Annotated in this window: 21 protein-coding genes; 4 read left to right on the top strand and 17 right to left on the bottom strand. The window is 51.7% G+C overall.

Annotated features, from left to right (window positions below; translation table 11 throughout):
- Window positions 1-77 precede the first annotated feature (77 nt).
- The 4 genes from ADN00_RS05230 to ADN00_RS05245 all read right to left on the bottom strand — a co-directional run bounded on the left by ADN00_RS05230 (window position 78) and on the right by ADN00_RS05245 (window position 6,973).
- On the bottom strand, window positions 78-2,117 hold the full coding sequence (locus ADN00_RS05230) for an O-antigen ligase family protein (protein WP_152966264.1): 2,040 nt from the start codon (window positions 2,115-2,117) through the stop codon (window positions 78-80).
- A 181-nt stretch (window positions 2,118-2,298) separates the two neighbouring features.
- Complete coding sequence (locus ADN00_RS05235; RefSeq protein WP_152966265.1) at window positions 2,299-4,044, bottom strand: hypothetical protein; 1,746 nt, start codon at window positions 4,042-4,044, stop codon at window positions 2,299-2,301.
- Window positions 4,045-4,169: 125 nt separating this feature from the next.
- Window positions 4,170-6,005, bottom strand: coding sequence for an adenine deaminase (locus ADN00_RS05240; protein ID WP_075061912.1), 1,836 nt, complete (start codon window positions 6,003-6,005; stop codon window positions 4,170-4,172).
- A 197-nt stretch (window positions 6,006-6,202) separates the two neighbouring features.
- Window positions 6,203-6,973, bottom strand: coding sequence for a DUF169 domain-containing protein (locus tag ADN00_RS05245; protein ID WP_075061913.1), 771 nt, complete (start codon window positions 6,971-6,973; stop codon window positions 6,203-6,205).
- Window positions 6,974-7,244: 271 nt separating this feature from the next.
- Between ADN00_RS05245 and ADN00_RS05250 the strand changes: the two genes are divergently transcribed.
- Window positions 7,245-9,497 carry a glycosyltransferase family protein gene (locus ADN00_RS05250; RefSeq protein WP_075061914.1) on the top strand — a complete coding sequence of 751 codons (2,253 nt, stop codon included), beginning with the start codon at window positions 7,245-7,247 and terminating at the stop codon, window positions 9,495-9,497.
- 58 nt (window positions 9,498-9,555) lie between these two features.
- The gene (locus tag ADN00_RS05255) at window positions 9,556-10,488 is read left to right on the top strand and encodes a CPBP family intramembrane glutamic endopeptidase (RefSeq protein ID WP_201781147.1); all 933 of its coding nucleotides are present in this window, start codon (window positions 9,556-9,558) and stop codon (window positions 10,486-10,488) included.
- A 167-nt stretch (window positions 10,489-10,655) separates the two neighbouring features.
- Here the strand turns inward: ADN00_RS05255 and ADN00_RS05260 are convergent, their stop codons facing one another.
- The 7 genes from ADN00_RS05260 to ADN00_RS05290 form a co-directional block, all read right to left on the bottom strand.
- Entirely contained in the window at window positions 10,656-11,825 is a 1,170-nt protein-coding gene (locus ADN00_RS05260) for an SIS domain-containing protein (protein WP_075061916.1), read from the bottom strand.
- A gap of 234 nt (window positions 11,826-12,059) precedes the next feature.
- Complete coding sequence (locus tag ADN00_RS05265) at window positions 12,060-12,848, bottom strand: DeoR/GlpR family DNA-binding transcription regulator (protein WP_075061917.1); 789 nt, start codon at window positions 12,846-12,848, stop codon at window positions 12,060-12,062.
- A 184-nt stretch (window positions 12,849-13,032) separates the two neighbouring features.
- Window positions 13,033-14,070: a PTS fructose transporter subunit IIC gene (locus tag ADN00_RS05270; protein WP_075061918.1), complete on the bottom strand. Its 1,038-nt coding sequence runs from the start codon at window positions 14,068-14,070 to the stop codon at window positions 13,033-13,035.
- 63 nt (window positions 14,071-14,133) lie between these two features.
- The gene (locus tag ADN00_RS20120; RefSeq protein ID WP_075061919.1) at window positions 14,134-14,460 is read right to left on the bottom strand and encodes a PTS fructose transporter subunit IIB; all 327 of its coding nucleotides are present in this window, start codon (window positions 14,458-14,460) and stop codon (window positions 14,134-14,136) included.
- Window positions 14,461-14,483: 23 nt separating this feature from the next.
- Window positions 14,484-14,975: a PTS sugar transporter subunit IIA gene (locus ADN00_RS05280; RefSeq protein WP_075061920.1), complete on the bottom strand. Its 492-nt coding sequence runs from the start codon at window positions 14,973-14,975 to the stop codon at window positions 14,484-14,486.
- A complete protein-coding gene (locus tag ADN00_RS05285) occupies window positions 14,972-16,714 on the bottom strand; it encodes a C-GCAxxG-C-C family (seleno)protein (RefSeq protein ID WP_082389906.1) in 1,743 nt (580 codons plus the stop codon). The genes ADN00_RS05280 and ADN00_RS05285 overlap by 4 nt, the downstream gene beginning before the upstream one ends.
- Window positions 16,686-18,416, bottom strand: coding sequence for an alcohol dehydrogenase catalytic domain-containing protein (locus ADN00_RS05290; protein WP_075061922.1), 1,731 nt, complete (start codon window positions 18,414-18,416; stop codon window positions 16,686-16,688). The genes ADN00_RS05285 and ADN00_RS05290 overlap by 29 nt, the downstream gene beginning before the upstream one ends.
- A 218-nt stretch (window positions 18,417-18,634) precedes the next feature.
- Here ADN00_RS05290 and ADN00_RS05295 point away from each other — a divergent pair, with 218 nt between their 5' ends.
- Window positions 18,635-19,393 (top strand): class I fructose-bisphosphate aldolase, encoded by a 759-nt coding sequence (locus ADN00_RS05295; protein WP_075061923.1) that lies wholly within the window; start codon window positions 18,635-18,637, stop codon window positions 19,391-19,393.
- Between the two features lie 148 nt (window positions 19,394-19,541).
- On the top strand, window positions 19,542-20,414 hold the full coding sequence (locus ADN00_RS05300; RefSeq protein ID WP_082389907.1) for a hypothetical protein: 873 nt from the start codon (window positions 19,542-19,544) through the stop codon (window positions 20,412-20,414).
- A gap of 102 nt (window positions 20,415-20,516) precedes the next feature.
- On the opposite strand, the gene feoB is transcribed toward ADN00_RS05300, so the two are convergent.
- The 6 genes from feoB to ADN00_RS05330 all read right to left on the bottom strand — a co-directional run bounded on the left by feoB (window position 20,517) and on the right by ADN00_RS05330 (window position 26,774).
- The gene (feoB, locus tag ADN00_RS05305) at window positions 20,517-22,256 is read right to left on the bottom strand and encodes a ferrous iron transport protein B (protein WP_075061924.1); all 1,740 of its coding nucleotides are present in this window, start codon (window positions 22,254-22,256) and stop codon (window positions 20,517-20,519) included.
- On the bottom strand, window positions 22,256-22,768 hold the full coding sequence (locus ADN00_RS05310; RefSeq protein ID WP_075061925.1) for a FeoB small GTPase domain-containing protein: 513 nt from the start codon (window positions 22,766-22,768) through the stop codon (window positions 22,256-22,258). Before ADN00_RS05310 ends, feoB begins: the two co-directional genes overlap by 1 nt.
- A gap of 45 nt (window positions 22,769-22,813) precedes the next feature.
- Window positions 22,814-23,053: a FeoA family protein gene (locus tag ADN00_RS05315; RefSeq protein ID WP_075061926.1), complete on the bottom strand. Its 240-nt coding sequence runs from the start codon at window positions 23,051-23,053 to the stop codon at window positions 22,814-22,816.
- Window positions 23,050-24,069, bottom strand: a complete 1,020-nt coding sequence (locus tag ADN00_RS05320) for a metal-dependent transcriptional regulator (protein ID WP_075061927.1) — start codon at window positions 24,067-24,069, stop codon at window positions 23,050-23,052. Before ADN00_RS05320 ends, ADN00_RS05315 begins: the two co-directional genes overlap by 4 nt.
- Before the next feature lie 226 nt (window positions 24,070-24,295).
- Complete coding sequence (locus ADN00_RS05325; protein WP_075061928.1) at window positions 24,296-26,515, bottom strand: DNA polymerase domain-containing protein; 2,220 nt, start codon at window positions 26,513-26,515, stop codon at window positions 24,296-24,298.
- Window positions 26,508-26,774 carry a hypothetical protein gene (locus ADN00_RS05330; RefSeq protein ID WP_075061929.1) on the bottom strand — a complete coding sequence of 89 codons (267 nt, stop codon included), beginning with the start codon at window positions 26,772-26,774 and terminating at the stop codon, window positions 26,508-26,510. The genes ADN00_RS05325 and ADN00_RS05330 overlap by 8 nt, the downstream gene beginning before the upstream one ends.
- Between the last annotated feature and the right edge of the window lie 10 nt (window positions 26,775-26,784).

Here is a 26,784-nt window from a genome sequence, read left to right on the forward strand (position 1 = left end):
GAAATCGGCCTGGTGGCCGATACTTAACTATTGATTCTCGAAGCTTTTTTTTTCACAGTTCCAGGTGGGCAAAGTGGCTATCTGCCGGCCAGATCAGTCCACTCTAAAACAAGCTTTTCCCGTTCTGTTACAAATTCAGGTACAAAGGTGACCAATTGGGGCACAAGTTGGTCAATGGTAGAGGGTACCCCAAACACCTCTTTGGCATAGGGCGCGCGCAGAGATGCTCCCATGCCGTACGGCCCCCAGGTTGAGAGCGCCTTCACGGCTTGTCGTCCCCATATTACCGCTGATTCCCAATCTTCTTCAGCCGCCGATAATAACGCAGACTGCCAGAAATACTCGGCTCTTTCTTCTGGATCGCTGTAATAGGCCAGGTCGGCTAAATTCAAATAATGATATGCCTGGTCTACATCTCCTTCTTGGAGCAAGAACGCAGAAAGAGCGATATAATCTACCGCCTTGCCAGCCCCCGAAGATGCGATTTCGAACAACTCCTGTTTATTAAGCGGATCAGAGCCAGCCTGTCGTGAATAATCCAAAGCTGCATCGGCCCTGATGGACGTTTGAAACCAAAACTTAGCCGGGTACAGCCGTGGGCGCAAAGCGAGTGCAGATAAATAGGCCTCATGGGCGTCTTCGGACGCGCCAGACTCCTCCGCGATTACCGCCTTGTTCATCCAATAAAGATACGATTTCGAGCTCAGGCGAACTGCCTGTTCGATCTCAGCCTGCGCTGCAGGTATATCTCCCCGCGCTCGGTATAAAGCAGCCAGGTTGGCATGGTGCAGTGCCCAATGAGGATCAGCCGCAATGGCCATTTGAAAATGTTGGATGGCTGAATCCAAGTTCTCTTCCCCCAAAAGATGGCTGTAGGCCAGCCCGGCATGCTGGTGAGCGACTGAAAAAGTAGGCGCGCGCTGCACAGCCACTTCAAAGCGGCTCGCGGCCTGAGAATAGTTGTTTTGATTAAGCAGATCAATCCCATCGGATAAAGGCTGCAAAACCCAGGGAATATATAACCCTGCCAAAACAACCAACCCACAAAAGACAGCCTTGAAAGTTTGATAGAAACGGTTGGAGAAGGTAACCGGCTGCAGCGCCGCGCCCAACATCAGCGCCAGGCTGAAGCTGACAAACGGCATGCGGTACAGGCCATCAAACACGCCGTGAACCAGGTAAGCGCACAAAGCGCCTGCCAGCCCCAGCACCCATGGAAATTCTCCTTCCGCCCGGCTCAATTCAGAGCGCAAGGTAGTGAATAATTTAGCCAACAGAAAAATCAATGCACACAAACCCATTAAACCCGCGCTGACAAGCACATCCAGGTACTGGTTATGCGCGTGCAAGAAAACCTCTTGTGGCGGACAAGAATATGTCTTCAACCAAAAAGAGGCATACGTGTTTAACCCATGCCCCAACAGCGGAGATTGTAAAAAAGCTTTCCAGGCCACTGGCCAGAATTCTGAGCGGGAAGAAAGGGCCGAGCCATGAGTGGGATGCCGGCTTTGCTGAAGGTACAAAGCCACCAGCGATGCACCCAGCAGAACCAACCCGGCCAGCCCAACTTTGCTCCAGGCGCTGGTTTGCAAAGATTTCCACCAGGTTTTCCAGACCTGCGGTCGATAATACAAAACGCCCAAAACCAATACTGCAAAACCTGCCGCCGCCGCTACCCAGGCGCCACGAGAACTGGAAAGGTAGATCAATAAAAAAGCGGAAACAGAATAAGCTCCCCAGGCTGCTCTTTTCCAGGCAAGATTGGCAAAAAACATCTGGCAGACACCGAACATCATTAAGAGATTCAGGTAAGCCGCGATATTATTCGAACCGTTCAAGCGAAAAGGGATGGAGGGGAACCAAATTCCCGGAGAGACTCTCAGCCACTGCAGGTACCAGTTGATCGCGTCCGTCCAGCTCCACAGCATCAATAGACCACCAATTGCCATGACGGCCAGCCGGATTTCGTTTTTCCGCTCTAAATTGGCAGAGATAAGGATAATTACAATTCCGGCCCCAATCGTCCAGAGCGTCAGAATGGAACGCAACCGATCATCCGCCCATAGGCTGCCCAGACCTAAAGCCAACCATAACACTGCCAAAGGAAATACAAGCAAACTGCTCTTGCGGCCCCAAATAAGAACTGCCGCACTAGCCAATGCCAACAAAACCGGATTAAGCCACCCCTGGCTGCCATTTGAAAGCAATACGAGGTAAAACAACAGGCAAAACAACAGAATGGAAGTTACCCCCCGCCATACCCTATTCCACTTCACAATTCACCCCTTCTTGGCAACCCTACGCCCGGGCAAATGACAGCCGTTTTTGGATGATTCCTTTTTGATAAAGGCCGAAGAAGATCATCCCCAGCCAGCCAACCAGAGACGCATAAAAACCGATTTTTCCGGGCAGCGTGCCGCGGTAAGCGACCCGCGCCTCACCAGCCGAAAGCGCGCCCAGGTCTACCGCGACGAGGTGATTGGGGGACTCATACGCGGGCAGGGTCAGCCGGGCTCCGCTGCCATCTGTAATGCGCACCTGATAGCCGGCGTAATAAATGAGGGGCAGTTCCAATACAGCCGCGTCAGCACCGGAAATTGAGAAACTGAGCTGGTTGCCAGCGCGCTCAAAATCCTTTACCACGGCGCTGCCCCGCAGAACAGTTACCCCGTCACCACGCTGGCGCAGGAAGACTTCGTCAACCCCTGCTGGAAAATATTCGCGCGCGCCCCCCATAAAGGTACCATTGTAAATAACGCCTTCATCTGCCATGAAGTTGTGGTAGCGGTAGTCGCCGTACCGCGGCTCGAAGTAGATTTCCTCATGCACATAAATATCCAGCAAAGGAGAAACCGAAACCAGGCTGACCAGCGCCAGAAACGCAATCGCCACCGGCTGGATGCTGCCACGGTTTAACTCGGCAAAGATCCAGCCGTTGAGCAGGCAAATGAAAAAGACAGAAAAGATGAGAAAGCGCCAGGGAAATTGAATGAACGCCAGGGCGCCCGCCTGACGCCACGGGAACAGCACCGTGCTCATAAAAATGGTTGCGCCTAAAATAAGCAAAGCAACCAGGTAAAACCAGGCCAAACGGTGACTGATCAGCGAGCGGAAGACCAACATACCCGAAACCAGCAGACCAAGCGAAATGATTCCCAGGGTAAAGGGCATTTCTTCAAAGTCGCCCAGATAATTGGACATGTGAAAAACGAACTCTGAAGAAAAGATCTGCGACGGGTAAGCAGCCATCTGATAGGTAAGTTCATTGTCGGTGAGATGCTCAATGGTGTAATCGTGAAAGAACATGTGCTCCACCAGCGGCACAAGAAAACCGGCGCTCAACACTACAGCCGCCAAAGACCAGGCAACCAGCGGCTTAATCACATTCCAGTTCCACAGGCGGCGAAGATGGAACAGTAGAAAAACGGCCGAGACCATCACCGAGAGCACCAGACCGATCACATGCGAATAAGCCAGCCCGGCAAAACCCACCGCGACCCAATACGCTTTGGAGCGGTCACCATAGAGAAGGCTGTAAAACCCGCGGAATAAAAGCGGCAGGAAAACAAACACCAGGCACTCCCCCACCGCGCTGCGGATAATGATATCCGAAAGCAGGTAAGGACAGGTGATGTAGAGCAGCGCGGTGACCAAAGACTGCTCTTTGGACGCAGACATATCCATCACCAGTTGGTACATGAAAACGCCGGACAGGCTGAGGGTGATCCACAGGAAGAGCTTAAAGGCGATATCCAGGTCCAGACCAAGCATCACAAACGCGCCCGGCACCATTACCGAAAGGGGTGGATAGAAAATGCCCCAACCGTATCCAAAACCGTTGACGGCGTTGGGATAGACTTTCGCCGGAATCTGACCAGAGTTGATCGCTTCCACAAAGCCCACCACCCTGTTTAAGTGAAGTTCAGTATCGTGCCCGCGAATTAACAGCTCGGGGTTGAGGAAAGGCAGCATCAGAATGAGCGCGAAAACAGGCAGGACCAACCAGGTGAACTTTTCAAAGGGGATGGATTGAAATTTTTTCATGAACGCAATCTGGCCTTTTCGGATTGAGGATAACATGCGAATCTTAACACAGAATTGCATTAAAATGAAATCCCGGTCTTCAAATGGCAGGCCGGGGTTATAAAATAAGCGGTTGATTGGGGGCTTCAGGCTTCTTGCGGCTCAACAACCAGGCTGGTAAACTGCGGCGGTTGGCCAGGTTTGAGCGCCACCAACCCGCGGTTAGACAGATGCAGTTCTTCGAGTACGATCAACCCCAACAGGCTGAGGGTCATCTCGACAGAATCATGCGGGCAGCCAGCCAGTTTGAGCGCGGCTTCAATTTCGCGGACCTTTTGGGCGGCTGCTTCAACCGTCTCCAGTGACATAAGGCCGCCCAGGGGCAGCGGGAAAACAGCCTGAAGCTGGTTGTTGACCACCACAGCTATCCCCCCGCCACATTCGATCAGCGCGTTGGCTGCCAGACTCATCGCCTGATCACTGGTGCCCACCACCAACAAGTTGTGGCAGTCATGCGATACGGTAGACGCATAGGCGCAGCCGGGGTTGAATTGCAGCCCGGTTACAAAACCGTAACCCCGCGTGCCGGTCAGCCCTTCTTGGGGCGCGTGGCGGTAAAACACCGCGGCTTTGGCCAGATCGCGAGCGGCATCCGCACACAATTCACCTTGCACTGGATTGAGCTCAACCAGTTCTTCTTCGGTGTGCACCATGCCAGGCACCAGACGCATGGCGCGGACGGTAACCGGTTGGGCGGAATCGGTGAGGACTCGAAAATCGCCGGGGGTAAGCGGGTTTAGATGAACAGAGCGCAAAGCCCACTGAGGATATTGGTAGGCGGGCAGGTCAACTGCCATTTTTCCGCCTTCAGCCACCAGCACGCCGTCGGCGTAGACCTGGTCGATGGTAACAGCGGACAGATCGCTGACTAGCAGGATATCGGCTGCCCGACCGGGGGCGATGGAGCCAATCCAGCGCGCCTTTTCCAAAAGCTGGGCGGCATTCAACGTTACCATCTGAATCGCGGTGATGGGCGGAACGCCCAGGCTAATGGCCTTGCGTACCACACGCACCAAATGCCCTTCATAAGCGATGGTAGCGGGAGAAACATCATCGGTAACCATGCTGAAGAAACGGGTATCGATACCGGGGTTTTCCAGCACAGCTTTAATTAGATTAGGGAGATCCAACCAGGCACTGCCGTAACGCTGCTGAACGTACACACCCAGCTCCGCGCGGCGCATGGCGCCTTCGGCGGTGGTGGTTTCGTGATCTGCCGTCAGGCCGCAAGCGGCAAAAGCGTTCAGGCCGGCATTGAGGTCAGCGCTGGCATAATGCCCGGTGAGCACGCGCCCGGCGCGCAGGCTGGCAGCGGTGATGGCGTGCACACCGGGGTCGCCATAGATCACGCCGGGGAAGTTCATCTGCTCGCCCTGCAAGGCGGCCCAATCGCGCGCGTAGGCTTCGGCTACTTCCTGGTCGGTGATGACCGCGCCGGCGTCTTCAAAGCCGGGGATGGAGGGCACGCAGACCGGCATCGCCACCAGCACTTTCAACGGCAGGCCCGCCGCGCTTTGCTTGAAAAGCTCTACTGCCCGCAAGCCGAAAACGTTGGTAATCTCATGATTATCGGGGCAGATGGTGGTGGTGCCGTGCGGCAGCACACCGGCGGCGAAGCTGCGCAAATCCACCATGCTGCTTTCCACGTGCATGTGGCTGTCAATAAAACCCGGCACCAAAAAACGACCGCCCGCTTCCACCACGCGGGTTTGCTCATCTTGGAGAACATGATCGGCATTGCCCACCAGAGCGATCCAGCCGTGACGGACCACCACATCGACATTATCTTGAATGCGGCCGACGTTAACGTTCACCAGGCGCCCGCCGCGAATAATAAGGTCGGCCGGCTGGCGGCCCATCGCTACCGCGGCAAGATCTTGAGTAACTTCGTGGAGCTGTTTTCGTTCATGCAAGTACGCCATTTTGACCCTCGCCTCCTGTTGTGCAGTGTTCTCTTCGCTTATTCAATTGGATGGAAAAACGGTACGTATTCCCCATTCTAGACCGGCGCCGAGAGAAAGTCAAACCAAAACCAAGGTTTGTCTGACAAATAAAGAGTTTATTATCAAAGACTGGCGATCCCCAATCGCCAGTCTTGCAAGAAATGTTCTTTTTCAGGTTACTTCTTCAAATATTCCGGCTGCACGGTGTAGGCCGGCGGCATCATGGGCGTCCAGTGCATGTTGGGCGGAACCGGGAAGACCGAGAAACCACCAGCGGCGGTCTTTTCCAAGCGGTCGACCAGTTTTTCTTTCACCAGGCTGTACGGGGCCGTGAAGACCAGCTCGTGATTCTGGGTGCCGCCGAAGATGCGATCACCGGCGCAGGGAAAGCCTACGGTGGGTTTCTGTTTGGCAATGGAAAAGCCAGTGCAGGAGCACATGGCGCCTTCAGCAACGGTATCGGCAGTGATCTTCTCGCCGGTGTCGTAGGCACACGAGTGGATCAGGCGCATGGCCTGGGCAGGATTGACATACATGATCACCGCATCCGGTTCATCGCTTTCTTCAACCTCGGAAAGCGGTTTGACCATGACCGCGTCATATTCGCGGCCGGTGTCGCCAATTTTGAAGGCATTGGACATAAAGTTTTTCGCGGCTTCTTGCGTACCGGTATAAATACCAACCGCGGCCTTGCCGGAAGAGATCACCTCAGGAGTTTCAATTAAACCAAGGCAGGCAGCGCCAAAAGCGCAAATCATGTTATCGGCTGTGCTGCTATTGCCGCGCCCCTGATAACGGGCAATGGATACCAACTGGCAAAAATTCTGCTTGATATTCTGGGGATGCTTGGGAAGGTCTTTGCGGTCTTTATACATTTTCACAGCGACCGGTTCGGTCTCAAGGTGAAGAATCCGCACGATGCTTTCAGAGATTTCTTTGGCTTGCATTTTTTCTTCCTTCTTTCTATAAAAATAATTTTTATGCACCGCAACAGTTTTATTATGTGATTTTCATCACAAATCACAATCGCTATTGTAGGCCGCGGACAACCTGGTTTTTAGAGGAAATTGTCAGGTTTTTTATGGATGAACATCACAATACAACTAATATATTGGTAATATAAAATACATTTAAGATAATATTCGTTAAATATGGAAGGATTCATTTGAACCTATCCTCGATTGAATCGTCTGAGATATCTTGCTGTAAAATCTCAATATGGGACCGGTCAGCAATAAAAACAGACTGCAAATTCAACCAGACTGGCTGGCCAGCGGTCTTTTACTGGTGTTGGCGCTTGTCTTTTTCAGCCCATATCTGCTTGCCAGGGACCCGGTTCTTATTTTCCCCCAATCCAATCTGGGCACAGACCTGACCCGCGAAGTTTGGCCCAATGCCGTATATCTTTCTCAGGCCTTCCACCAAAGCGGTGAGATCGCATTGTGGCGTCCTTTTCTATTGAGCGGCTCACCCATGGCCGGCCATCCAGTGATCCCGCTGGCTTACCTGCCCTACTGGCTGGTGATGGCGCTGCCCCCGGCGCGGGGGCTGGCTTTACTAGCCACATTGCATGTGTGGTGGGCAGGCATGGGAATATTCTTCTTGCTGCGCAGGCATTTTTCATTGGGCGCAGTCTCCGCCTTCATCGGAGCGGTGATCTTCTCTCACGCGCCCAAATGGATTGCCCACCTGAGCGGCGGACACTGGCCGCTGCTCTATGCGGTCGCCTGGTGGCCGTGGGCCTGGCTGGGAATGATGCGCTACCAGCAAACGCGCAAGTTTCAATGGCTGCTGGCCAGCGGCTGGGCAATAGGGTTAATGGCCGCTACAGACCTGCGGATTTTGTACATCTGCCTGCTCAGTCTGGCGGTATGGTCTGTGTCCACTTTTCAAAAACCCGCTGGCAACTGGATGAAAGCAACCGCAACGGCCTGGTTGTGTGCAGGCACCCTGTCGCTGCTGGTCGCTGCCCCACAAATTTTGCCTTTTTTGGAGCTGCTCAATCAGTCCAATCGGGGTGGTCTGTCCATTGCCGAGGCCGGATTCAGCAGCCTGCCCCCCGCTCTGATATTAGGCAGCTTCTTCCCTCCGGATGTTCAATTCCCGGAATGGTTTGTTTACCCAGGAATTGGTGCGATGGTATTAACTGGCGCGGGATGGGCAAAGGGCTGGCACGCGGAAGAGCGCCGGTGGGCATGGGCCGGCCTGACGGGAGCGGCTCTGGCGCTGGGCACGCACACCCCGTTGTATGCGCTGGTATACCGCTTAATTCCGGGGGTTTCCATGCTGCGCGTTCCGGCCCGCTGGTGGATTGTGGTTCTGTTTGCGCTGGCGATCTTATCGGCAAAAGGGACAGAGAAATGGCTGGCCAACCAACCCTGGAAGTGGCGGCGATTTCAATTCTTCAGTCTTGGCATGACGGCAATTCTGGTTTCTGCGGCCATTCTGCGCCAGATCAAGCCCGACCTTTTCCCGTTTGAGGCGCGCTTCCCAGCTTTGTTTTTTATCGGATTCATCGTATTACTGTGGATGGCCCCACAACATTGCCGCATTGCTCTGGTTGGTCTGCTGGTGATCGCTGCCCAATGGAGCGCCTCGCTGCCGCTGATTCGCCCTTACGCGGTTGAAGCGATTTCCCAGGAAGACCCGGTTGCAGAATTTCTGCAGCGAGCGGCCCAAACCGGCGAGCGCAGCTTCGCGCCTTACAGCGGGCTGCAATACCAAAAGTGGGTCAACCCTGCGCTGCGCACGGCGGATGGCTATGACTCATTCCTGCTGGCCGGTTATGCCGGTTTGGTTCAGGCTGCCAGCGGATGCGGCTATGAAGGTTACGCGGTTTCGGCTCCCGCCGCGCAGACCCAGCCAGACGCGCTGCGCGCATGCCCCACGCCTCAACCCAATTTGAGCCTGCTGCGGATTCTGAATGTCCGCTACCTGGTGCTGCCGGAAGATAAAGCATGGAACGGCGCCTCACCGGTTCTGCGGGTGAATGGCGAGCTGGTCTATGATTTGAGGACCCCTATGGGCGAGTTCTGGAGCGTGAGCAGCGCGAAGCTGACTTCAGCCCAGACTTGCATAGAAGCCATCGCGCAAACAGACCTGACCCAGACCGCGCTAACAGAAAGCAAAGTGGAGCCTTCCATTTTAGGAACGATACAAATACTGCGGTGGGAACGAGGCGTAAATGACGCCCGCGTTTGGACAAGAGCCAACCAGACGGCTCTGTTGGTTCGCTCAGAAGCCTGGGCGCCAGGTTGGAAAGCGTATATCGACGGGAATGAAACAGAACTGCTGCGCGTGAACTGCGCGCTGCAAGGGGTGATTGTTCCGGCGGGTGAGCATATAATCGAGTTTATCTACCAGCCCTTCGGGTGGATTTGCGGCTGGGGCGGTTTTTCAGCAGCCGTTATAACGACCCTGATAACCCTTTGGTTAAAAAGAAAAACTCAATTTTTTGCTACTCTTTTGTAGAATCAGCGTATATCTACAGGATTATGTTGTTCCTTCTTTATGATCATGGAGTAATATTGTGGAAACCAAAATCGATGTGAAACGAATTATTATCTTCCTGGCGTTTGCTTTTGGCATCGCCTGGGCCTGCGGCTTGGTGATCTACCTGACCGGCGGGTTGGTTAACAGCCCGGTATTGTTTGGCAATTTCACGCTGGCTCTGGTCCTAATGGCAACCCTGTATATGGGCGCGCCGATGCTGGCCAATATTCTTACTCGCCTAGTCACGCGTGAAGGGTGGGCAGACGCGAAACTGCGCCCGCAGTTTAAGCGCGGCTGGCCCTATTGGCTGGCAATGTGGTTCCTGCCGGGCATTCTCACCATTATAGGGGCCGGGGTCTTCTTCCTGATCTTCCCTCAGTTCTTCGATCCCGAATTGACTCAGTTAACCGCGATGCTCGAAGCCAGCGCCGCGGCAGCCGGCCAGGCCATGCCGCCGATCAACCCGTGGCTGATCGTTTTAGTGCAAAGTGTGCAAGGGCTGCTCATCTCTCCGTTGATCAACGGTCTGTTCACATTTGGTGAAGAATTCGGCTGGCGGGCGTACCTGCAGCCCAAGCTGATGCCTTTAGGCGGGCGGAAAGCCATGCTGCTGATGGGCCTGATCTGGGGTGTGTGGCACGCACCGGCCATCTTGATGGGGCACAACTACGGGCTGAACTACCCTGGAGCGCCCTGGTTGGGGCCGCTGGCGATGATCTGGTTCTGTTTTGTCATCGGCACCATGCTGGGCTGGGCCACCTTGAAAGCAGGCAGCGTCTGGCCGGCGGTGATCGGGCACGCCGCCATCAATGGGATCGCGGCCATCGGCGCCCTGTTTATCCAAGGTAACCCCAACCCCTTGCTGGGGCCCACACCGGTGGGGCTGGTGGCTTCCATCGGCTTCAGCCTGCTGACGCTGGTGTTATTCTTGCTGCCGAATGGGTTGAAAGAGACGGAGCTTAATTCATAGCAGTTCCGCTGAAGAAACGATAAAACCCTCCTGTTTCGGATTTCGAAAGTAGAAAAGACCAATCGTTTTACAAACCGGCATCTCTTGCGAGTTCATCGCAAGAGATGCTTTTGGAGGGAATGGGGAGTACCTTTCAGCCAACAAAATACGCGCAGGCCTTTTCTCGTCTATCTCATGCTAACCCATTTATCGCTTTTCATCAGGTGGGTAAAAGCTGCTTTGAATTCCTCCTTATCCATAGACAACCGATCAGGGTGAGAGCCATTGCCGAGCAAACCAAAATGGTAACCGATTTGCCAGAGAGGGATCATACTAGCCACGGGTGAGAACAGATCGGGAATACCTGCTGGCAGCGATACAAGGCCATCGGTTTCAGGGATATCCCTGGAATCTACGGAAGTAATGAGAACCACCTTCGCGCCAATCGTCTTGGCTGCAGAAGCCAGGCTGAACATCCGGCCTTGTAAAGGTGATGGTGTGGCGATCAGAATTACACCCGTCTGATCATTAAGCGCTTGAATGGGGCCGTGAATGTAGTTTTCCATCTCATAACTGATGGTTGGAATCCCAGAGGATTGATTGAAGGCCATACCGGCTTCCTCAGCGTTTCCAAAATTTGGCCCAGATCCTACAACGATTAAGGATTTACAATCTTTGAGAATAGAAACTATTTCTGGCGCCTGCTCCTCGAATGCTGGTACAAATTTTCGCATTTTTTCCGGAAGATCCTTCAACGCAGTTTCATACTCATCAACATCTTGAGCCACCCCAAGAGCCTTGCCAAACGCAAGCGCAAATAGTAGAGTTCGATAAATAGCGGTGGCATACGTGCGTGTAGCGGGGAGCTCAACTTTTGAGCCACCAGGCCCAATCAGCAGCTGGTCGACAGCTTCTGCCAGGCTTGAATCCGCGATATCTGTGACGCCGACGGTATAGGCGCCCAAACTTTTCACCAGCTCAACTATTCGTAAATCGCCTTCCGATTTTCCAGAATGCGAATTGAAAAAGACGGCGGTTTTCTCATCACACTTATCATAAGGGTACGCTTCAAAGACGTTGCTCACATAACACGCTACTGGCAGGTGCGTGATCTTTTGGATAAAGGGCTTTGCAGACAAGGCCGCAAAATACGATGAACCTCTACCCAGGAAAACCAATCTTTCAATTTCGCGATTTTTGCATTCCTGGATTACGCTCTCAATATCTTGCCGAACATCTTCATTCCAACATTGAGCAAGCATTTCTGGAATGCTCTGAATCGATTCCCACACCCAATATGGATGCTGCTTTCTATGCTTTTCTTCTTGTTTCAACACATCGATCATTTCTTTGTTCATTTTTTCCTCTATTTCAATGATGATATTCTCAATTTATTATCAATAACCGCTTATTAATATAAATAATCATTTATATATAAGCATAAATGAGAATTATTAATTAGCATTTTACAGCGTTTAACGATTAAAGTCAAACGTGTTTGCAAGTAATTATTCGTGTTTTGCGCAATCTATGAATTCAAGTCCCCTGGAAGAAAACTTCCCCCCTGTAACAACTGCCGCGATCGACCTCTCCTAGGCCAGGTATACTTTAGGCCCAACTTTTTCAATACGGTCTACATATTCTTTTGAAACCTTATCGTCAGTCACAATTTTATTGACATCCTTCAAACTGCTGACAGACAACAAACAGACTTTCCCAAATTTTGAAGAATCGGACACGACAATAATGTCCTTACTCACCGAAATCATCTGACGCTTTGCAATTGCCATGATGGGTTCAGTTGAGGTTAACCCTTGTTCGATGGACAATCCATCGATTCCAATGATCGTATGGTCTGGCTTGAACCTCAAAATCGACTCTTGTGCGATATCTCCATACATCTCCTCAAATTCCCGGTGGAGTAAACCTCCTGCAAGATAAATTGTTGCATCGGGTATTTCCCACAATACGGGGAACAAGAATACAGATGTCGTGATAATAGTCAAGCCACGCTTCTTATGGAGGTTTTTCGCTACATAAAAATTCGTTGTCCCACCATCGATCATTACTGAATCGCCATCCTGAATCATATCAGCCGCAATTTTTCCAATGCGCTCTTTTTCTTCCTTGTAGGTTTCTAGCCGGTATTGCAGATATTTCTTATTCAATACCAAATCCTTAGCCGATTCCTCAGCTAAAATCGCGCCACCGTGAGTACGAGAAATTAAGCCGCGCGATTCAAGCTCTGCAAGGTCTAATCGGATAGAAGATGCGCTTTTTCCAAACTTCTCTGCCAGTTCACCAACGACTACACTCTTCTGTTCATAGATTGTTTCCATAATCAGACGTAATCGTTCTTCACGAAAAAGTAATTTTTTCATTTCTTCCCTCAATCTTTGGTTTTTATACGCATCTCTTATCATTTTAATGTAGAATCGGGCATTTTTGCAAATTCTTTGGCGTGCTTTCGAAAAAAATCAAAGAAACACAACGAATTTCTCTACGAAATACACTACGCGTTTGATGGCGCGTAGTGTATTCTGCAGAGATGAGCCTATCTAAAGATTATGCGCTTTGACCATCAAGTTCCACTTTTTCTGCTTCCAATTTTGGCTTGATCGCTGCCAGCATCAACCCTCCAACAATGCCGCCAACAATAATTGAAAGCACGTAGAGTAATGGTTTGTTGGATAAAGCAAACACAAACAAACCGCCGTGCGGTGCCATCATACTTACACCGAGCGCCATGCTAATCGCACCACCTACTGCGGACCCCACCATGATAGATGGCATCACCCGCACAGGGTCTCCCGCCGCGTAAGGGATAGCGAATTCAGTAATCAACGAGGCAGCTCCAACAAAACATCCTGGAATCCCTGCTTTTTCTTCCTCAGTGAATTTATTATTTGCAATCAGCATTGCAACAGCAATAACCAATGGCGGAACCATGCCACCTACAAAAACCGCACCCATTGGAACCCAATTGTTCGCGGTCTCAGCAACACCCAGAGCAAAGAAATAAGCCGCCTTATTGACCGGGCCACCCATATCAAACGCCATCATTGCACCAATCAAAAGACCAAGAGCAATCGCGCTGCCTGTGCCCAAGTTATTCAGGATAACGCTCATGGTCTCGTTGAGCCATTTCACTGGAGGCCCAATGAAATAGACCATCAATAAACCAACGATCGTGGATGCCAGCAACGGGATAATTAACACCGGCATCAATGAACGGATCATTTGGGGCACTTTGATTTGTTTGATGGCTTCGACAAGATAGCCAGCAATGAGACCTGCGATCATGCCACCCAAGAAACCCGCGCCAATCCGGGTCGCAACAATGCCGCCCACAAAACCAGGAGCAATGCCCGGGCGATCGGCGACTGAATAGGCAATGTAGCCAGCCAGCGCAGCCACCATCAAGCCAAATGCGTCTTTTCCAAGGAAGAATAACTCTGCAGCGAAGCCTGGGGTTTCATATACTTTGATGCCGCCCAGCAAGAAACCAATTGCAATCAGAATACCACCAGGTACAACAAAGGGTATCATGTAAGACACACCGGTGAGCAGGTGCGTTTGAACATCATGCAAAAACCTCTTCATCACGATCTCCTCTTTCTGCATTTAGCAACTAAGTATTCGATTAATACAAAGATAGATTAGGACTTATTGATTGGTTGGAATAAACCCTCCTTTCTCCTTTGCAAGCAAGAGAGATTTATCGCCATCTGCCACGAATTTTCCCGGGTCAATTTCAACAATCTTTTTGCCTTTAAAGCGGCCTATCTCGCGCACGGCAATATTTGCCACCAGCAAGACCATATCGGCCTCATCAATTTCAGATTGTTTTAGGCGATTTTCCAGCCCCATGGAACCTTGGATTTCCACTTTAGCTTCATCGCCAGCTTTCTTTGCGCTTTTCTTAATCGCCTCAGCGGCCATATAAGAATGCGCAATTCCCCCGGCACAAGCAGTTACAGCAACAATCTTCATACACACTCTCCTTATTGCAAGCGTTAATCTTCTAGCAAGACTTGTCCTTCAGCAATCGCCTCAAACACATCTTGATAACACTTTGCTTCCATCAGTTTTGCCCGAAACTCGTCGTGCACCAGTAAACGGGCCAGTTGAGCAAGAACGGCAATATACGCGTCGGGAGCTGTGCGCTCGGGAATTGCCAGCAAGAAAACTAATTTTGCAAGGCCACCACCATCCTGAGTAAGGTATTCAAACCCTTCCGGCGATCTGCCGAATGCAATTCCAGCCTCGCGCACCGCAGCGCACTTTCCATGCGGGATGGCAATGAAGTTCTCCATGTAGGTAGGGCCTAATGATTCTCGCTCATACACCGATTGGATATAAGCATCTTTATCATTAATCAGTCCTGCCTCATTCAACAGGCCAGCCAGATAATGAATCGCTTCTTCTTTGCAGGTAATCCCTTTAAGATCCAGATCCACGGTATCGGGACGGATAACTTCCACAATGTTTAGGTGCTCATAACTCATATTGTCTTTTCCTTTTTTAGGGATAAAAGTGCTGGCTTTAATAGTTCAACTGTGAACTGTGCCACCTTGCCAACCAACTCAGGACAACCGGTATCACTATGCGCTCCACATGCTTCAAATTGATCCCGCTCTTCTTTGCTTCTCATATTAAAGGTTCGCCCATATTTCTTCTGGTGAACACAAGCACAGGTAATACTGCCAAATTCTTCTACAAACCTGTCGTGCAATTGTTGCACAAGCGCAAAGTTGGCGTATTTATTTTCGCGATCCCCGCCAAAATTCTGTCTTCGTCGCGGAAAAAGATTACCAATCACCAACACAGCCCCAGTAAATGCAGAGCAGGTGCAGTCTGTCAATAGCCCGATCCCGCCACTCAAACCTGTTGCCGCTTCAAAGGTTTCCCGCTCAAAGCAGCCCAGCACTTCGCTGGCGGCGGCGTAAACACATTGACCGCAACCATGATACACCTTCTCATACTCAAATCCCAATTTATACGCATTAACGGCCATTTCATGCCATTTTTTCTCAATCAATGCGTCTTCATACGCGATCTCGATTTCTTGAGCCATGACCATTTCCTCAGCTGTATCACCCAAACCGCAGACTTCTTTGATGGTGTTGGAAATTCCCTTACTGTGAATACTCTCTAATAGCTTCCGCGAGTTTTGGTCATCTTCCTTGTTATAAGAAAACGCTGCGCCGATGGCTCGGATGAGGTGGGCAGGTTTTATGGAATGTTTCATGCACAGCAACGCCGGTCCAATAAGCCGGTCATCTCGGTGAAGTTTTCGAAGTGGATCTGCCGCAGATCGTACTACCGAATCCCCCACAGTTCGATTATTTGTCTGCTCAATCACTCCCTGAATCCAGGCATCCATTTCTGTTTTCGAAAAACCGTACTCCGCCTGAAGCGCCTGGCTGATCTCACCAAGTGCGCCTTCCGCCTCAACTCGAACAGCTGGGTCCGCCAGACAATCTACAAGAAGCTGATGCCCATATAAGTCACCCCGATAGGCCAGAACCGCATGGCACATGTTGTAAGTGTAAATCTTCCTTTTCTCTTCCGAGCGCATGTCACTGACCATCCGAAATGTGGGAAGAGAGGGCGCTTGCCCTTGAAACGCATTGGCTTCAACTGGCAGTTCTGAATAGCCATTGGTCCAAACCACCAGCGGATCGATCTCTACTTCACACGCAGGGGGAACGGGTGCGATGCGAATAACCAGCGATTCCACGACACCTACATTTTCTTCAAAATACTTCTTTTCATCCGCAGATAGTCTCTTCCATAAGTATTCTTTGAAGATTGGACCTGCATGGATCAGATTGGTGCAAAGGATAATATTGATCGGTTCGTTGGGCCTTACCGCTCTGCGTTTCAAAATAAGATTGGCTAAATCGACCGCGGTGCTTTCAAAACTTTGCGGAAAAACTGCCACCGCGATAAGGTCAGTGTTCTCAACCGCTTTTTCAATTTCTGCTGCTTGTGAAACATGAAAAGCGTCATAATCGGAGATTTGAATACGCCTGATGACCGTATCACTTAATGCTCGCACAACGGTGTACTGTCCATTTTTCGACAGAAGTTCAACGAGTTTATCAGACTGATCCACGAAGACTAAATGGAATCCGGATTCTGAGAACAAATCTCCGATGAATCCGCGGCCAATTCGACCCGCACCCCAAATGAGTATATTCCTCTTTTCCATATTACGATAACAGGCTTTCCAGCAGAGCATTTTCTGCCATCATGTTCCAGGTTCCATTTTCGCCCAACAATGCGTAGACTTTTGGATGCGTGTCTTTCAATTCTGATAAACCGGTGAGTGGCAAATCCAGAATCTGCGGATAAATAACAATCTTTCCGGGGTAAACAGAATTTTTCATCGCCCGAACACCATCCGGAATTTGGTTAAGACCGGCAATTGCGGCAACCGAGAGATTTGGGTCGAGTTGACCAGAAATACACCGGTCTACTACGGCTTTCTGATCATCCAACCCAGAGCCACTGTGACCAACGAAGCGCACTTGTTTCTCTCCGATGATCTGCCAGGCATCCAGCGCCATTTTCACACCGCGCTTCATTCCAGCAAAAATATTGACGATACCCTGAGGCGCCAAATACGCGCACGATTCCGCAATGACACCGGGCAGGGTAACCATGACCTCAATATCATCAATACCGCCCTGTTCAAGGCACTCTTGCATAACGCGTTCAAATTCAGGCCGTTCTTCTACCGAATTTACAAAGATGAGGTTTTTGCCATTCTTTTGCGCTAATGGCAAGAAAAATTCTCGAAGCGCGTTGAGACGCACAGAACTTACTTCACTGGCAATAATGGTAGCCGGGCCACTTTGCGACTCAATCGCGCGCTGTAAGTGCATCCGTCCCATTGGACCACCGGCGCCTAAGATCCAGGCCGTTCCGCCTTTTTTAAACTCAGCTCTGGGATAGGTCTTTTGATAGGCGTCCGCGATTTCTAGTCCGCTGGCACCTACATAAAGAATTTCATCGTAATGCAGACAACCGAGATCAACCTCAATCTCTGAAGATAATGGCTTTGCGTTGTAGAGAGCAATAACCGCGCCTTTTTCAAGATGATTGCTATAAGCCAATACGTTTTCGGCCGGCCCATCCAGGAAGAGAAGATCATCAAACGTGATCTTGAGCGTAGCGATCTCTTCCCGGGAGATTTCCTTAAGTTGAAATCCTAAAGTTGACGACCGCGAAACAAGAATTTCTTTAAGATCAGCGGGGACATCACAACAATAAACAACTTCAGGAGCTGAGTCCGCAAGCCACTTGGGGGCAATCGAATACCCGCTCCGCGCTTCTGAAGCGCCCAGCAGCAAAGTCTTTCCACCCTTGCGGAGGGAAGTGCGGTACCCCATACGGTAGGCCGCTTCCACACACGCCCAGGGTTCCGTGATGGCTGCCGCCGAATAAGACATTTCATCCGGAATAGGGATCAAATAATTTCCGGCATCCCCCGCCAAAATTCTTTGATCCATCACAGCATATTGGCGGTAAGCGCCATCCATCCCAAAACAAAATGGAATACTTTTCCCGTTCACCCACACATCCGGCTGAATGGTGAAACGCTGCCCAATCGAATATTGATCCGAAAGTTCTGAACCCACGCCCACCACAGTCATACTTAATTCATGCCCGGGAATAATTGGGTTGGTCTGTAAATTTCGATCTTTCAATCGAGGGTGATTCTCACCCTGGTCAATTTCTTTTAGATCTGTGAAACAAAGGCTGATTGCATCGATTCTCATCAAAAGCTGGTCATCTTCAAAATGAGGGAGAGACGCCTCCACCGCGCGGCCATCTTTCCCCAACTGATCGAGCCCTGAACCAAATAAAGGCCAGGTGTATTGCGCCTGGGGCAACGGTTTTTCAGCGAAACGATAGTGTTTGAGCACTTGATTACTCATAGAAAAACAGTCCTTTTATTCTCAATATTCAATAATATTTGTTTATTGTTTGCGTTTTTTGTTGTTTATGATAGTATTATATTATTGTTATACATCGTTTGTCAATATATATTAATTTATATTATCTTTTATTCTCATTATTGCTTATATTATTCGCGTTTTATGATCTGTCCTTAATGGCGACGGATTGAATATCATTACTGAAAAGGAGATAGAACATGAGCGAAATTGGAAAACAGGTCCGCCTTAACCAAATTTTTAATCCGGTTAGCGGAAACTCGGTGATGGTGGCAATGGACCATGCGGTTGTTGTTGGGCCGGTGAAAGGAATCGAAGACCCACGAAAGACGGTTGATCAATTGTGTAAGGAACAACCAGACACAATTTTCATGCCTATCGGAGCAATCAAACGGGTGCTTCCCAGCTTGATTAAATACAAAATACCCTTTATCGCCTCAATTGACACCTGCACTTTTTTAGGCCCAGAACCGGACTATTTCTTTCTGGCAGACACAGTGGAACATGCGCTCAGCGTGGGCGCTAGCGCTGTTTCCATGCATGTGTTTGTGGGACCGCAAAAAACGAGTGAAATGCTGAAAGGGTTGGGGAAAATTGCCGGCGATTGTGATCGTTTGGGAATGCCCTTGATGGCTATCATGTATCCTGAAGGGTTTGAGAATAACTTCGATGTTCATCACGTTAAATGGGTTGCCAGAATTGCCTCAGAGCTAGGCGCGGATATCGTTAAGACTTATTACACGGGGTCCAAAGAGACTTTCCAGGAGGTTGTTGAATCCTGCCCTATTCCTGTATTACTTTCAGGTGGCGAAGTCACCAGCGATCCGAATGATTTTCTTGCTATCTTGAAGGACAGCATTGCCGCTGGCGGAAAAGGTTGTGCGGTGGGAAGAAATGTGTGGCAAAGAGAGGACCCCGCAACTATGCTTAGAAAGGTCATGAAAACAGTACATGGATAGAATGTCCTGATTGATTCAAGCTTCCATCCAATACCATTGATGATTCTTTTTTTTCATTGAACGCCCAGGATTTTCTCTGGGCGTTCTTTGCTTAATCAATGGTAAAATCGTGGGCTGATCTTCACGTAAAGGTGCTTCTTTTACCGGTATGATGGTTTACAATCACCAACGCAGCCGGCTGATCGGCCAGCCCACCCGCGGCAAGACGGCGCGCAACCGTCTGCGGCGTTCCGATGTTTTCTTGCTGCTGTACGCCGAAGAACTGCTCCGGCGGCAAGGCGAAATCTATACGCAGTCATTTTATGTGGATTTGGGCTACGGTGCTGAGGCGCACACCACTCTCGAAAGCGCGCAGCGCTTCCGGCAGATCAACCCCGCCCTACCGGTACTAGGTGTAGAAATTGACCCGGCGCGGGTGGCGACCGCCAAACCCTATGAGAATGCCATCACACAGTTTCGGCTGGGGGGGTTCAACATTCCCCTGCAGCCCGGCGAAAGCGCACGGATCATCCGCGCGTTTAACGTATTGCGCCAATACGAAGAAGGCCAGGTCGCTGGCGCCCATTACTTACTGGCCAGCCAGCTTGTCCCCGGTGGGCTGGTTTTGGAAGGCACATCGGACCCTTTCGGGCGTGTTTGGGTGGCCAATCTGCTGCGCAAGCGGCCGCTGACCGGCAGTGAAACCGCGCTGGAGCATGAAGGAATTGTGTTTGGCACGAACTTTCGCTGGGGGTTTGAGCCAGGCATTTTCCAGCCCGTGCTGCCCAAGAATTACATTCACCGCATGCGGCCCGGTGAGGCCATTCACGAATTTATGGAAGCCTGGAAAGAAGCCGCGCGCCTGTCTGCGCCGTTCAAGACGTTTGGGCTGCGGCATTGGTTTACCGCCAGCGCGCACCTGCTGCAACAGATGGGCTATGCAGTAGAATTGCGAGACCGGTATTTACGGCGCGGCTTTCTGGTGTGGAAATTCAACCAACCCAAAACCCTGCTGCCTGATAAGCAGCTGATGGAGAAATGAAATAGAGCTGTTCCTGAACCTTGCGAGTCAATGAAAGGATGGTTTACCACCGCAAGGGGGAACAGCCCTATTTTTTATGGATGATGGATAAAAAGAATCTGCCTAACCAAGACCAAGCAGTTTTCCTCCCTGAAAGACAATCACCGCGGCCAACCAGGCCAGCACAAATTGCCCAATAATACTGACCCACATCCACTTGGCGCCAAACTCAGCCCGTTCTGCCGCGACGGCAACCATGCAGGGTGTGTAGAGCAAAGTGAAGATCATGAAAGCCAGCCCCGCCAATTTGCCATGAGCGCCGCTTGATTGGCGAAACCCTTCTTCAATCGCCAGCATCAGACCGGTCATCGGTTCTTCCTCTTCTTCTTCAAAGAGGTTAATTCCCACCAGGAGCGGAATGGATTTCACCGTGTCGACCGTTGCGCCAACAAAACTGGTCAGAATGCCGCCCACATCTTCCAGGAACGTGGTCGGCTCAACTTCTTCTTCCGCCGTTTCTTCAACTTCATAGACCTGAGACATGGTCGAAACCACCACTTCCTTTGCCACAAACCCGGTGATAATCGATCCGCTGGATTCCCAATTGCCAAAACCTGCCGGGGTGAATATCGGGGCAATCATCCGTGAAACAGCGGCAAAGGCGCTGTCGCCAACATTGATCTGGGCAAACTGATTTGATGAATTGACCGGAATAGCCAGCAAGACCCAAATGACCACACTGGTACCCAAAATAAGCGTCCACGCCTTCCGCACAAAAGACGAAGTGCGTTCCCAGGTATTAATCCAGACGCCTTTCAAGGTAGGAATACGGTAGGGCGGCATTTCCATCACGAAAGAACCCTGATGATTGGTTTTGAACAGCGTGTTTTTCAGTATCAGGCCTAATAATATGGCAACAACAATACCTAACAGATACATTGAGAAGATCACTGTTCCAGCATTTTCGGGGAAGAAAATCGCCGCGAAAAGGACATACACTGGAAGGCGCGCGCCGCAGCTCATAAAGGGAACTAACAAGCCCGTCAGAATGCGGTCGCGCTCATTCTCGAGCGTGCGGGTGGCATAGAACGCCGGCACAGTGCATCCAAACCCCACAATCATGGGCAAAAAACTTTTCCCATGCAAGCCCAGCACGTGCATCAAGCGATCCATCACAAAAGCCGCGCGAGCCATGTAGCCCGAATCTTCCAGCACAGCGAGCGCCATGTACAGTGACATGAGCACAGGCACAAACACCAGCACTCCCCCTACCCCGGCAATCATTCCATCCACCATGAGTGACTCCACCCAGGAACCCGACAAACCCACCAGAGCCAATAAGTCGACCACCCATTTCGTAATTGGGCCGGCAATCAACCCATCAATCCAATCCAAAAAGGGCGCGGCCACATCGGTAGTGAACTTGAACACAAACCACATCATCAACAGAAAAATGGGAATCCCCAAAACGCGGTCGGTCACAATCCGGTCAATTCTGTCGGAGAAAGTCATCCGGTTTTGTGTGGAACGCACCACCGTTTCCTGCACCAATCCATGAATCCAGCCATAACGGCGGTCAGCGATAATGATGTCAACTTCATCATCGTAGACTTTCCGCAAGCGCGCGGTGCAGGCTTCCACTTTTTCAAAAAGAACAGCAGCATCGGAATGCTTTTTTACCTGTTCGAGAATATCTTCATCATTTTCCAGCAGTTTTATCGCCAGCCAGCGCGGATTATATTGCCCGGTCAGGTCAGCATTCACTCGAATAGCTGCCTCTAAAACCGCAATTTCGCGCTCCACGTCTTTCCCATAATTCACCAGCGGTAATTCATTTGCAAACGTCAGCTCTTGCGTCGCCATTATTTACCTCCACCTCTTGTTACAATCTCAGCAATGGTTGTCTTTAATTCATCAATGCCTTTTTCTCGACTGGCGACGGTTTGAACAACCGGAATACGCAGGCGATCTGCCAGCTTGCGGGAATCAATTTTTATTCCACGCGATTCCGCCACATCACTCATATTCAAAACCATAACCACCTTTGCGCCCAATTCAATTACCTGCACTACCAGATATAGGTTCCGCTCCAGGTTGGCGGCATCTACAATCGCCACTACCAGATCAGGCTTCTGATGGATGATGAAATCGCGTGCGATCACTTCCTCCAGCGAAAACGCTGTGAGGCTGTAGGTACCAGGCAAATCGACTACCGTAAAAGAATTTCCATTGTGATTCCAAAGGCCCTCTTTCTTTTCAACAGTCTTCCCCGGCCAATTGCCAACGTGCTGCCGGGAACCAGTAAGTGCGTTAAAAATTGTGCTTTTCCCTGCATTCGGATTGCCTGCAAGCGCAATCGTTATTTGGTTTTCCATTTTTTCTCCTTCAAACAAGCAAACTTGCCTGTGATTTTTTGCGTATTAAGCCGGTTCAACCATGATCTTATGCGCCATTCCCCGGCCAATCGCCAGGCGAGAGTCTTTCACGCCCAGAAGCATCGGTCCATCGCACGCCACCTGGATCACGTACACCTCTTCACCGATATTCAAACCAAGGTCTGCCAGGCGTTTTCGCAGTTCATGGCCACCCTGTATCGAGACCATGCGCACCTTCTCGCCTGAAGCCGCCATCGATAAATTCATCACAGCCACGGGGATCATTCAATCACCTCAACAATCACCTCTTCGGCTTCCGATTTTCTCAAGGAAAGGTTGTACCCTCTCACCGAGAACTCAATGGGATCGCCCAGGGGGGCTACCCGGATCACCCGAACGTCGCTGCCTGGCACAACGCCCATGTCCATCATTCGCTGGCGCACCTGGCCTTTCCCTTTAACGCTTACCACAACCCCCTGCTGGCCTACTCGCATTTTACTTAAGGGCATTTTATGCACAGCTGTGGTTGTTTGTTCTTGGGTTGTCTGGGAATTATTCATCATGCTCACTTCCTCCTGCTTTGCTCCAGCTTCTTCATTGGTCTTACGAGAAGGCAACGAATCGATGCCGGTTTGAGTTAGGGATACAAATATTTGGTTTGCGATCTCAACGGTTAATGAAACCATCTGGCCGGCATGCGCACGCAGCAGAATTCCCTCCTCCATGATCACTTCAGGAGAAACCTGGCTTCCGATGCGCAATCCGCTTTGCTGCAAAAACTGCAACACGGTGTCATTCACTTCCATTCGGCTTAACGTGGCTTTTTGGCCCACCGCCATCGCGGTTAATGGAATTGTTTCAATCACAGGCAGAGCTCCCGATTTTTTGGGAATTGCATCTCCCTGTGGATTTTCTGAAGGATAGCCTAAAAACATATCCAGCCGGTCTGCCAGTTCATCCGAGGTGGTGTGCTCCAGCTGGCAGGCAATCTGATGCGCTTCATCAAAATCAAAACCCAGCTTTGCAACCAGAAACACTTCCCACAGGCGGTGCCGCCGCAAGATGTAGCTGGCTTTTTCCTCTCCTTCGGGGGTCAGCGACGCGCCTTTATAGGGCTGGTATTGAACCAACCCGTTCTCTTGCAGCTTACGGCACATTTCATTGACCGAAACCGGTGAAATGGAGAAAAATTCAGCTAGCTTGGACAGCGGAACGGGCTGATTGTCTTTCCATAGACGGGCTATGGTGACAATATACATTTGCATGCTTTCCGTCAGAGATGCCAACGAGTTTTCAGACATAAAAGGTATACCTTAATAATTTATTGAATAATCTTTAGGTATGCCTAATAATATTAGGCGTCCTGAGCCTTTCTAGCAATGGAAATAAGTCAGGAAATCGGCGGACAGATGTCATTTTAACCAGACGAGCTTGTCCGATTAAAAAGCAGGCGCAGACCACTTGCTGGGCGGTATTAGGTTCAATTTTGCGGCCGGGAACCGACTGATTTTGTTTGGGGAGGGCGGCTTACTGAAACAAGCGCAGCGGCTGCTGCACAGCGGGGATGCTGCCGGCCAGTGAGCGCAGCATGCTCTCATCGACGCCAAATGGCTTCAGCACCGTGTCTGCGGCGCGGATGAGCAGCTCTTCGTACTGGCGCACGTTGATGGCGTTAATGGGCGGCGGCTCGGGCAGATCCCAGGCGTGCACTCCCGGACTGCCCAGAGTATACAGAAACCGCACCTTTTGGCCGGGGCTTAGTGTTTTGCCAATTTTGGTTAGCTGCATGGCAGCCAGCGCACCCGGTGAGGGCGTGCGGTAGGCCTCCAGCTCGCGGCTGAGGCGCTGCGCCACCAGCAGATCTTCCAGCGGCACGCGGAACCTGCGCAGATCGTCCAGGCGGCAGCGGAAAATCCGCACAGCCCCCCAGGCCAGCTCCTGCGCACCCTCATCCCCCGGCCAATCCAGTTGGGCCAGGTGTTCAATGAGTTCCATTTGAACGCGAGCGATAAAGGCCGGCGTGTCGCGGCGGCGGGCCTCAATGCCGCGCACCTTAATCTCCCCGCTCTGAAAGACACCAAAATAGCGGTTGCCCACCGGCACACGCTCGTCCATGCGGGAGGGTAGAAAACAAACCCACTTGTAAACGCCATCCAGCACAATCGGCAGTCCGGTGCGGTCCAAAATGCGCTCCAACAGCTCTTCAAAATCACCGGGCTGGCTGGCGCCTGGCTTGGCAATCCACAGACCGTCCACATACATGTGCAGCAGATCAAACCCCAGGTCTTCGGCGGTTTCTTTGGCGCGCAGCAGCGCCTCGCGGCCGGTGTCAGTGACGGCCTCGTGCGAGGTGATCTGACCAAAACGGGCATTTTTATAGCCCAGGTAGCCAAAGCAGGTAACCAGCAGCCATTTGTGGGCCGAGATGCGCGCGCGATCAAGGCGGCGGCGCGGGTCCCAGGCGGGCAAGCGGCTCATGCGCTGCTTGAGCAGCACGCGCTTCATCAGCAGCGGAGAAAGCGTCTGTGGCACCAGGCCGGGCGGATCCAGCGACTCTTGCAGGTTTTTGCCGGGGCGGGTTTCCGGCGAGATGTTGGCGCAAACCATGATGCTGGGGTACATGGAGACGAAGTCGATTTCGGCCACGTTGGCGTGCAGGCCGATGGTGGGCTGGTAGACCATGCCGCCGCGATCGCCGCGCAGCAGGTCGAGAGCTGAGCGGTCAGGCTCCACCTGCTGCTTGTGCCAGGGCACCAGAATCTGGTTGCGCAGGGCTACCACCATCTGCATGGCCGAAATACCCGTTCCCGGCGAAAGGCGCGCCGCGCCCTGCACCGGCAGGCAGGTTACCCGCGCGCTTTCCAGCACGCCGGGTAGTTCGTAATCTTTCCAGAGCATGGCGTTGCGCCGGTCGATGTGCAGGCGGCCAAATAAGTGAACCTGCTGGCCTCGAAAGACCACCCGCCCATAAGAAAAGTAAGAGCGCTCGGGGCGGAACACAGCGCGGCGCTGCTCGTCGCGGTTGAAGGGCAGGTCTACATGCCACTCGGTGGCCAGCTCTTGCAGGTAGGGCAGCAGCCAGGTGTCGCCCCAGTCGGTCAGAATTACATCGGGGTCGAGACGGGTAAGCGCCACGCGCAGATTGATCAGCAAAGGGCGGGCAGGCTGGAGAGAAAGGCGTGAAGAGCGGCCATCGCAGCGCACGATCAGCGCGCTGGGCGGGGCGTGGTCGGGGTTTACGTCTGGCTCCAGCTCCATCACGCGCAGAGGCGGCGGCTCGGGGTCGGTGTCCCAGGGGGTGTCGAGCGCCTCGATGTCTTCCACCCAGCCGTCAGGGCTGGCCTGCACGCGGCATTTGACCAGCGGAAACGTGCCGTAGTGGCTGCCGTGACGGATGGTGAGCGGCACGTCCACGTCGTAATACGTCAGGTCAGGAAATTCACTCTCCAAATCGCGGAAGAGGGCAAACTGGTCGTGGGGGTGCTGCACCTCCACAGCCAGCAAGGTTTCAGGCCGGGGTTCGAATAAATCGCGGCGCACGGCCTGCCCCAACCGCAGCAGTCCGCTGCGCTTTTCCAGCCAGGTGCAGGCCGCCCGCAGGCGCGTCGCCTCGCCCTTGACATAAAACGTAACCGGAAACCGCTGGCGAAACATGCGCCGATGGCCGTCATCCCCCACCAGCCACAGGCAGACCCCCCCATTGGGATCGTCGTATAAATCGAGAAGCCAACCGGTAAATTCATTCATCGCGCGGCCGGGAAAACTCTTCTACCTGGGCGCGCAGGCGCATCACTTCTTTGTGCTGCTCAAGCAGCATGGCCAGCAGAAAAGTTTCCATCGGCAGCGCATCGGCAGCGTACGAAGCGGCGGCCAGATGCAAGCGCGCAGAGGCAAACAAATCGTCGAGCACCTTCTGATCACTGCGCCGCAAAGCACGGCGAAAGCGGTTGAAGGATTCTTGCTCGCGGTAGAACGCGTCGGTGATGGTGGGTAATGTCCGCCCCATAACAATAAAC

The organism is Ornatilinea apprima (genome assembly GCF_001306115.1).
Classification (GTDB): domain Bacteria; phylum Chloroflexota; class Anaerolineae; order Anaerolineales; family Anaerolineaceae; genus Ornatilinea; species Ornatilinea apprima.